This window comes from Trichocoleus sp. FACHB-40 (genome assembly GCF_014695915.1).
GTDB lineage: Bacteria > Cyanobacteriota > Cyanobacteriia > Cyanobacteriales > FACHB-T130 > Funiculus > Funiculus sociatus.
Genome location: NZ_JACJPF010000015.1, coordinates 1 through 7765 on the forward strand (window position 1 = coordinate 1; position 7765 = coordinate 7765).

The following is a 7765-nucleotide window of genomic DNA, read 5'->3' on the forward strand; positions in this document are numbered from 1 at the left end:
AGAATAGAAATCAAGAAACTGCCTCCCGCAGTCCCGGCAAACGTAATTTTGCTTGCCCCGACGGTGGCCATTCTTGCTGAGAATGGTGGATTCGCATTTTGGACACTTCATCCCTCTATTATGCAACGCCAAACTTCCAGCCTTAGCGACTAAAAAATCTCCATTGCTATACAAAGGCGATTTAGTACAGCGTTTTAATACGAAAAGTTAAGGGGTTCAAGCTTCTGATTTCTAGCAGGTTCAATTGGTACGCCCCTTAGCGTAAGTTTTTGTTCGGATACTACTCATACCCCTACAGTAACTTTTTAATTGTCGTGCAGAGATATTAGTGTCGTTAAAGCAGCACAGCTAGACTTAGCTGCTAAAGGGCTTGGAGCTAGGGTACGCAATCCTTTGGCGCTGATGATAGGTCGCTCGCGCAAACTTTCTGTGCAATCTTGCAGTAGAGCAACTTTGCACGAGCGACACGAATTTGTCTCAATGTCATTTAATTTGGCATCGTGACAAAAATCGCCGAGAGTGCAACATAACAAGGATTATGTCCTTTTCACCAAAAGCTGAGAAAATCCCAAATATAATTTGTTATCTAATATCCGTTAGTACCCTACAGCAGCCCCATCTCCACGTGGATCTGCACCACCAAATTTTATGTTGGTTGCCGGCTCAATAAGAATTGCCCCTGCGTGTCCCATTGTATCTGTGTAGTTATCCACTACCTTGACTGGATGACCTCTTTGAATTAACCCTTTGACGACAGTTGGCGGCACTCGTCCTTCAATTTTAAGGTCATTAGATGAGGCTCCCCAAGTACGACCTTGCAACCATCGCGGTGCTTCAATCGCATCTTGTACACTAAATCCGAAGTCTACAATCCGAGTTACAAGGGCAGCTTGGGTTTGTGGCTGTCCTTCTCCCCCCATTGTTCCGTAAACTAAATAGGGTTTTCCATCCTGAAATAGCATTGCCGGATTCAAAGTATGAAAGGTTCGCTTTCGGGGTTCTAAATGATTAACATGCTTTGGATCTAGAGAAAAGAAACTCCCTCGATTTTGTAGCAAAACTCCCGTATTTGCAGCAACAATACCCGCTCCATAGTCATGATATATACTTTGAATTAAAGATACAGCGTTGCCATCTTTATCAACCACACCCAACCAGACAGTATCGCCTTTTGGATCGAGAAGCTTAGCTTCTTTAACAGCAACTCTCATATTGATGCGTGCTGCTAAATCCCTACCATGCTTTTTGGACAGAAGCGTATCCAAAGGAATATTAACGAAGGATGGGTCGCTGAGATACTTGTCTCTATCGGCGAAAGCAAGTTTTGTTGCTTCCACTATCGTGTGGTAGTAATCTACTGTGCCTTCCCCTATCTTCTTCAAGTCAAAGTTGTTGAGGATATTGAGAATCGAGAGAGAAGCCATTCCCTGTGTATTAGGTGGAAAATTATAGGCTTTGTATTTGCGATAGTCTGCTGAAATCGGTTCAACCCAATCAGCCGTGTGTGAGGCAAAGTCTTCTAGAGTTAGAATCCCGCCGTTAGCTTCTAAGTCTTTGATGATATTTTGAGCGATGTCACCCTTATAAAATTCAGCAGCCCCTTTTTCAGAAATTGCCTTCAGGGTTTTAGCAAGCTGTGGTTGTTTAAAGACTTCACCAGCCTGGTAAGACTCACCATTTGACTTGAGATAGGTCTGCTTGAAGCCTTGAAAACGTTGAAGATTCCGGAATTCTTTATCCTTCTCATCAATATTCGTTTTAGTCCAATAGTTCTGACTAGGAGTTACTGGAAAGCCATTTTCTCCATAGCTAATGGCAGAATTAAACAGTTCACTCCAAGGCAGACTATTACCTATACTTTGTTGAGCATATTTATAGGCTTCTCCCCAACCAGAAACCGCTCCAGGTACTGTATTGGCTGCCAAATAACCTCTAGAGGGGATTTTTGTATAGCCTTTAGCTTGATAAAAGCCAATTGTTGCCTTTTTACCGGCTCTACCGCTGGCATTTAAAGCTTTCAATTCGCGAGTTTTAGCATTATAAATCAACCAAAAGTTATCTCCTCCAATACTGTTCATATGTGGATAAACTACTGCTAACGTAGATGCAGCCGCAATCGAAGCATCTACAGCATTTCCACCCTGCCTGAGTATGTCTAAAGCAGCTTGAGAAGCTAAGTAGTGAGGTGTCGTTACCATGCCATTCATAGACATAGTAGTTGGTCGGTTAGCAGCGTTCACTATATTAACTTTTGTAAGAGTTGATACAGCTACCAAAACTGGAGCAAAAACGGTTGAAAAACTGAATGCACTTGCCAAAGCAATAACGGTCACTTTTTTCCCAGTCAAATACATCGAGAAGCCCCTTTAGTAATTACCCTGTCCCTATATGACTCACATTATTAAGATACTTTGCTGGAGAAATTAGTATTGAAATTTACAACTGTAGGCAATATGCTGCTTTTAATCTATAGCAGCTACCCGGTTAGCTACTATTACTACTCAAACCTCAGACAAAAGAAGCGGCAGCGCCAGGAGGATATAAATTTAAGTGGCTTAATAAAAAGCCTGTTGGGTGAATTAATTGGAGCAAAGGAAAGATAAGGATTGACCTGAGCAAATGGGCTCAGCACTACTCCACGGCTTAATGTGGTAGAGACAAGAAGCTGTTATAGCTTGTATTTTATATTTTGTAGATAGAACAAAAAATCACCTGCTTGAACTGCCGGGAGACAGGGCAGCAGAAAATTAGGTGCTATTGGCACTTAAATAAAGCGATCGCGTTCTTGGAAGCAGATTGCCAAGCGCAAGCTTTCTTAAGGGCATAGTCTTTCGCATTCAACCTGGCAGGCAGGAAATGCACGAGAGCTAACCCACATTTCGCGCACTCATGAAAGAAAACGCGATCGCTTAAGAGCCAACAACTTTACTAATCACCAGATTGAGAATCGCCTTCCTCAATCTCTCCCAATAGGAAATCGGTTTCGTCAATCTCCTCGGTTTCGTCAATCTCCGCTAACACACCAGTGTCATCAAGCTCAACCAGTAGCCATTCATTCTTTTCGCAAATATCTACTCTTTCTCCACTAGCTAGTTCAAACGTGCAATGCAGTTTTTGCGGGTCTTGTGGAGCGGAAACGGCAGAAACGAACGTTGCGTCAACCCACTCGTATTTGTTTTCACGGATGAGTCGGACTTTGCATTTATCCCCGGTTTTGGTTTTGTCTTGAGCCTCGGACTTTAGTTTCTTTAATCGGTCTCGTTCCTCAGGACTGATACACTTCCAAATCTCCTTCCACAGTTCTGGGCTTTCGTTGCAGAACATAGACATCACCACCATAGCCATGATTCCGTCTTGAGCATTTATCAACATCTGCGCCGATTCCAGAATGTCTTGCAAGGCTGTTGTCGCACTTTCCTGAACAGCATTTTCTGCAATTTTTTGTGACGGGTACTGTGATGGCTTATGTGATAAGTTATGTGATGGGTTGAAAAGGTTGCCCTGTAAGGCTGTGGCAGATTGTGACAGGTCAACACCTTCATCCTTATATAATGTGTCACTCGTCTTACCGCTCACACCATCGCCGCTACTCTCCTCATTCGTTTTTTTTATTGCATCAGAATATTCAGATAATCCATCACTATCCGTAACATCCTTATCCGGTAACGGTTCTGACCCGTCAAAACCCCCGTCACGACCCATCACGGCACCCTTCACAGCTTGCGAAAGTGTCCAATCATAGGTTGGAATATTGCCGTCAGCACCACCTCGAATCCGTAGACCTTTGATTACCTTGCCTCTCCTGGTACTAACTTTTTCTATCTCCGTCCACCCCAAGATTTTTTGACACAGCTCCAATAAATCAGGGCTGAAGTTTTTAGAAGCACGGGGTGAAGTACCTGAACCTTTGCAATGATTCCACTAAGAGCCATAAAGTGTGTGGATGTTATTGGAATCATTGCCGACTGGAGTTGATGCCATTGCGTCACGAATTACACAGTCGTTGAGCCATGCTGCAATGCTATCGGTTCGGATGCGCCCTTCCCAGAACTGTTCGTCCATCTCTGGAACAGATTCAAGCCCCAACAACACCTCTGTTACGCGCTCGGCAGGGATGCTCAATAAGTAGTTTGTAAACGCCGCCAACTGTGGTTGAAAATCTTTGTTTAAATCCCGGCGCTTGGATGGGACGACACCTTGATTGAACGGAATGGCAATAATTCGGCGTGACATCCCAGAAGAATTGTCACCAGCGAAAACCGGGAAGTTGGAGCTGACGGCTACCATGCCATCGAATTTGAATTGGAAAGCTTTCTTTCCTTTCTCTTCCGCTCCTAGCCAGTCGCCGCCAGTTAAGCTCTTGAATTTACCCATCTGGCGATTGCCCTTGTCTTCATCCCAAAAAACTATTAGGCGCTTGCGGTAAGCGTTGGCAGCCTCAAAGCGATTACCGCACCAGTCTTCCAACGTAGAGCTGTGAACGTTGGATATCCCAATTAAATCAACCAAAAGCCTCATATAGGTGCCTTTTCCGCTGCCGCCAATTCCAATTGTGTGAAGGAATTTTTGCAGGTCGGAGCGCCCCACCAGGACGGCATTGGCGAAACAAATCAAAATCTCTTTGAGTGCAGGATTTCCACCTGTGGCATGGGTTAGGAATTCGTCAATCAGGCTCCAATCAGTCGCATTGGTATCGTGTGTCCGTGCCAGGGCCCATGTAAATTTGTAGCCGGGTGAATGAGGCAGTAACTTACCTGTTGCTAGTTCCAGCACGCCGTCACTAAAAGGCAGTAATTCATTAGCACTCTTTTCATCCCATGTCCGCTGCATTAACTCACATCGCAGTTTCTTGACGATGTTTGTGATGTAGGAGTGAGAGCCGTAACCGCTGATTTCAAGGGTTTTTAGTATGTTGCTGACGATGCTCTCAATGAAATTATCAGATTCGACTGACCAGACTCCAGGCAGCTCTGCTTCATACCGCATCCAAGAACTTGTGATGTTGTTGAAAGCGAGGCGATCGCGTAATTCCTCTGCAATCTCCTCAGCTACTTTGTCGGCGGCTGGTATCCTTTTAGATTTTTTCTCCTCTTGTTGCTCCTGAGATTCAGCCGCGGCTTTAGCCTCTTGATTTCTTCCCTCCTCTACTGCTCGATGAATTTCCTCCTCTAGCTTTTTAATAAATTCTGCTGAATCCATGACTTTTAAGATGTCTACTACATCTCCTTTTTCGGGTAAGCCTGGGTAAATTGCAACTGGATCGATGACGATGCAAGGCAGCCCAACCTTAGTACAGGAGTCTAAAACTTTCTCGGCTTTGGCACTACCTGTGTCGTCATTGTCTTTCAGGTAAATTAAAACTACATTTGCCTTTTTTAGCACCTTAGCTAGTGCCACCAGAGCTGCTTCACTCCAAGACCCGCCTTTAGTTGTAATTCCAGCTATTGCTACACTGCGTAGTTCCTCTACACATTCCTCGCCCTCAACAAATAGCAATCCTTTTGCATTGGTGCTTTCGTCAGCCTTAATCGCAGCCATTGCTTCATCAATTCGATAAGACTGCCACGGCTTGTCACCTTGGTTGGGAATTGCTTGCCCTTCCTGATTGCGATGTCACTGCCTAAAGGTTTTGTTGTAGCCTTTTGGCTGTTTGGGATCTGCCCACTCAGTTCTCGTCACCCATTGAGTGTCTGAATATTTGTAAACAATCACGTTTACATCGCCGTGGTTTCGATCAAGCTGTGCCTTTCTTTGTGGTCGGTCTGTTGCAGGCGCGGTCAGCTTAACCAGATTTATGATGGCTGGCAGTGGTGCAGGTTTGGGTTTACGCTTTGGTTTTGCGGTTTTTCGAGAAGTGTATTTCCCCTCCTGACGACTTTTCGACGGGCTAACAGCTTCTCGGATATCCTTTGACTCACAGCCACTCCAGCAGCTATAAGCGCCTGATTTTGAGTTAACAGTGAAATTGTTGCCTTCGCACACCGGGCAAATATATCTGCCCTTCTCTTTGGTGGGAGTCAGGCGCTCAACGTAGTTGCGGATATCGAAGGTGGACTTGGTTGACTGATTAAATTCAACAGATGTAACCACGGGATTTACTCTCCTTTTGTGAGGAGGAGGCAGTCACCCAGTAAGTCCTTTAATCCATAGAGAAGCTTTCTAGCATCACCGGAGGTTCATCAACCAAGCGCCCCTCGTCAATTTATCGGTCTAATATTCCCATTTAGCTGAATATTATTATTTGATGTTTCTTTTCTCTTGGGTCAGGATTTCTCTGGAACCCTGTCCACGCTCATCGACAAATACCGGGAGCCAAGGTACGATGAGTGTAGATTTAATAATAAGTCTTGGTTGGTAAGTTATTTTCCTCCGGTGATGTTTTAGTCTTTTTTATGGACTAAGTTCTTTTCTGGGATAACTTGCCTCCTTTTTTTTTGCTTATTTTTCTGGTGAACAGTGTTGTTAGTAATGGACTTATTGGTCACAGTTACACGTTACACAGTACTGATACCAGATTAAAAATTTATACTGTGCTTGGGTTTTTTTGTAAAGGATCAATATTTTGAGCGCGATTGCTCCTCACGTTATCCCCCCCCGTCTCTGCTAGTGGATGGAGGGGTTTCTTTTTTCGAGTCGGGAAATTCACCTTGCTCCTTCGCTTGCCTGATACCAAGCTCAATTAAAAATGCTGCTAGGTTAGCCGTAGGTCTACCCTGGCGTTCAGCCCATATTTCTAAGTCATTAAATACTGAGTCAGGTAAGGTTACGTTAACTCGTTTACTCACAGCTTCCATCTTCTTATTGCCCCTTTATCGTACATTTCTGCTGCCTACAAGTGTGCAAACGTAACTAATCAGTATTAATAAGTTATTTATCAGCGTCAAATTAGTATTATATTAGCATTTATAGGCAGCAAACGCCTACCCAAGTCAGCTCCCGACCCTACTTGGCAACCCAGCCTGCAAGTATTTAGCAGTGGGAGAACAAAGGTACAAATCAGGCGTTGAAAGGGTTCTATAGTTTTTTAAAAGGAATGCACTGATGCAAATAGATAGTCAGGCACTACCGAAAATAGGTAGTGCAATCCCGCTCTTGGCTACTGGCTACGACGGGGGCAATGGATCTATCAAATTAGTAATTGATAATGCTGAAATTCGCATCCCGTCTTATGTGCAGGTGTTGCACGGTGAAATTTACGACGTACCAGAGAGCAAAGAAGGAAGGGTAGTGGTAAACAGGTAGTGATATTTAATGCTCAAAGCCTTGTACAGTAGGGGGTAAAAGTGGATTTATCACTACTTCTATACCACTACCGAAGGAAGTTTAATCGAGTATTTGGCTGGTGACAGAACTGATTTAATCGCGCAGCGGTGGTTAGCAGGTCAACCCGCTTATCAATTCAATCCTCAAGGATATGTGCGGGTGGTAGATGACCGGGCAGGAAAGATTAAATTTGGCTTGCACTTATTTTTAGGGGCATTGAGTTCACTACCTCATCGCCCTCGCTGGAATCTTTCTGTTGTAGCGTCCATTCAAGATGCTCAAGCTTTTGGAGTTCAGTTGTCAGAATCACTGCAAGGTCAGCACTCCATCCGAATCAATGGTAAAGGAGTGAGCTGGGTTGATTTGTCTGTTAACTCTGTCAGGAGTTACGCAGTTGAACTGAAGATGCGGTAAAAGGAGGGAATGAATCCACCAAAATACACCGCTATTGAATACATCAACTTCCTGATTGGGACGCAAAAGGCATATAGTTGTAGCGAAG

Annotated in this window: 7 protein-coding genes and 1 pseudogene; 2 read left to right on the forward strand and 6 right to left on the reverse strand. The window is 44.2% G+C overall.

The genetic code is table 11. From position 1 onward, the window contains the following. From H6F63_RS29715 to H6F63_RS00360, 6 genes and pseudogenes are all read right to left on the reverse strand, one after another. Window positions 1-111: pseudogene (locus H6F63_RS29715) on the reverse strand (IS1 family transposase); the annotation flags it as partial. Between the two features lie 485 nt (window positions 112-596). Then, window positions 597-2213 (reverse strand): gamma-glutamyltransferase, encoded by a 1617-nt coding sequence (gene ggt, locus H6F63_RS00340; RefSeq protein ID WP_347276751.1) that lies wholly within the window; start codon window positions 2211-2213, stop codon window positions 597-599. Between the two features lie 715 nt (window positions 2214-2928). Next, a complete protein-coding gene (locus tag H6F63_RS00345; protein WP_190633919.1) occupies window positions 2929-3837 on the reverse strand; it encodes a hypothetical protein in 909 nt (302 codons plus the stop codon). An 84-nt stretch (window positions 3838-3921) separates the two neighbouring features. Beyond that, window positions 3922-5538: a phage/plasmid primase, P4 family gene (locus H6F63_RS00350; RefSeq protein WP_190633921.1), complete on the reverse strand. Its 1617-nt coding sequence runs from the start codon at window positions 5536-5538 to the stop codon at window positions 3922-3924. A 75-nt stretch (window positions 5539-5613) separates the two neighbouring features. Then, window positions 5614-6090 carry a hypothetical protein gene (locus tag H6F63_RS00355; RefSeq protein WP_190633923.1) on the reverse strand — a complete coding sequence of 159 codons (477 nt, stop codon included), beginning with the start codon at window positions 6088-6090 and terminating at the stop codon, window positions 5614-5616. A gap of 494 nt (window positions 6091-6584) precedes the next feature. After that, window positions 6585-6794, reverse strand: coding sequence for a hypothetical protein (locus tag H6F63_RS00360; protein WP_190633925.1), 210 nt, complete (start codon window positions 6792-6794; stop codon window positions 6585-6587). Window positions 6795-7041: 247 nt separating this feature from the next. Between H6F63_RS00360 and H6F63_RS00365 the strand changes: the two genes are divergently transcribed. Both H6F63_RS00365 and H6F63_RS00370 read left to right on the forward strand, forming a co-directional pair. Next, complete coding sequence (locus tag H6F63_RS00365) at window positions 7042-7242, forward strand: hypothetical protein (protein ID WP_190633928.1); 201 nt, start codon at window positions 7042-7044, stop codon at window positions 7240-7242. Between the two features lie 93 nt (window positions 7243-7335). Next, window positions 7336-7677 (forward strand): hypothetical protein, encoded by a 342-nt coding sequence (locus H6F63_RS00370; RefSeq protein ID WP_190633929.1) that lies wholly within the window; start codon window positions 7336-7338, stop codon window positions 7675-7677. Window positions 7678-7765: the final 88 nt, after the last annotated feature.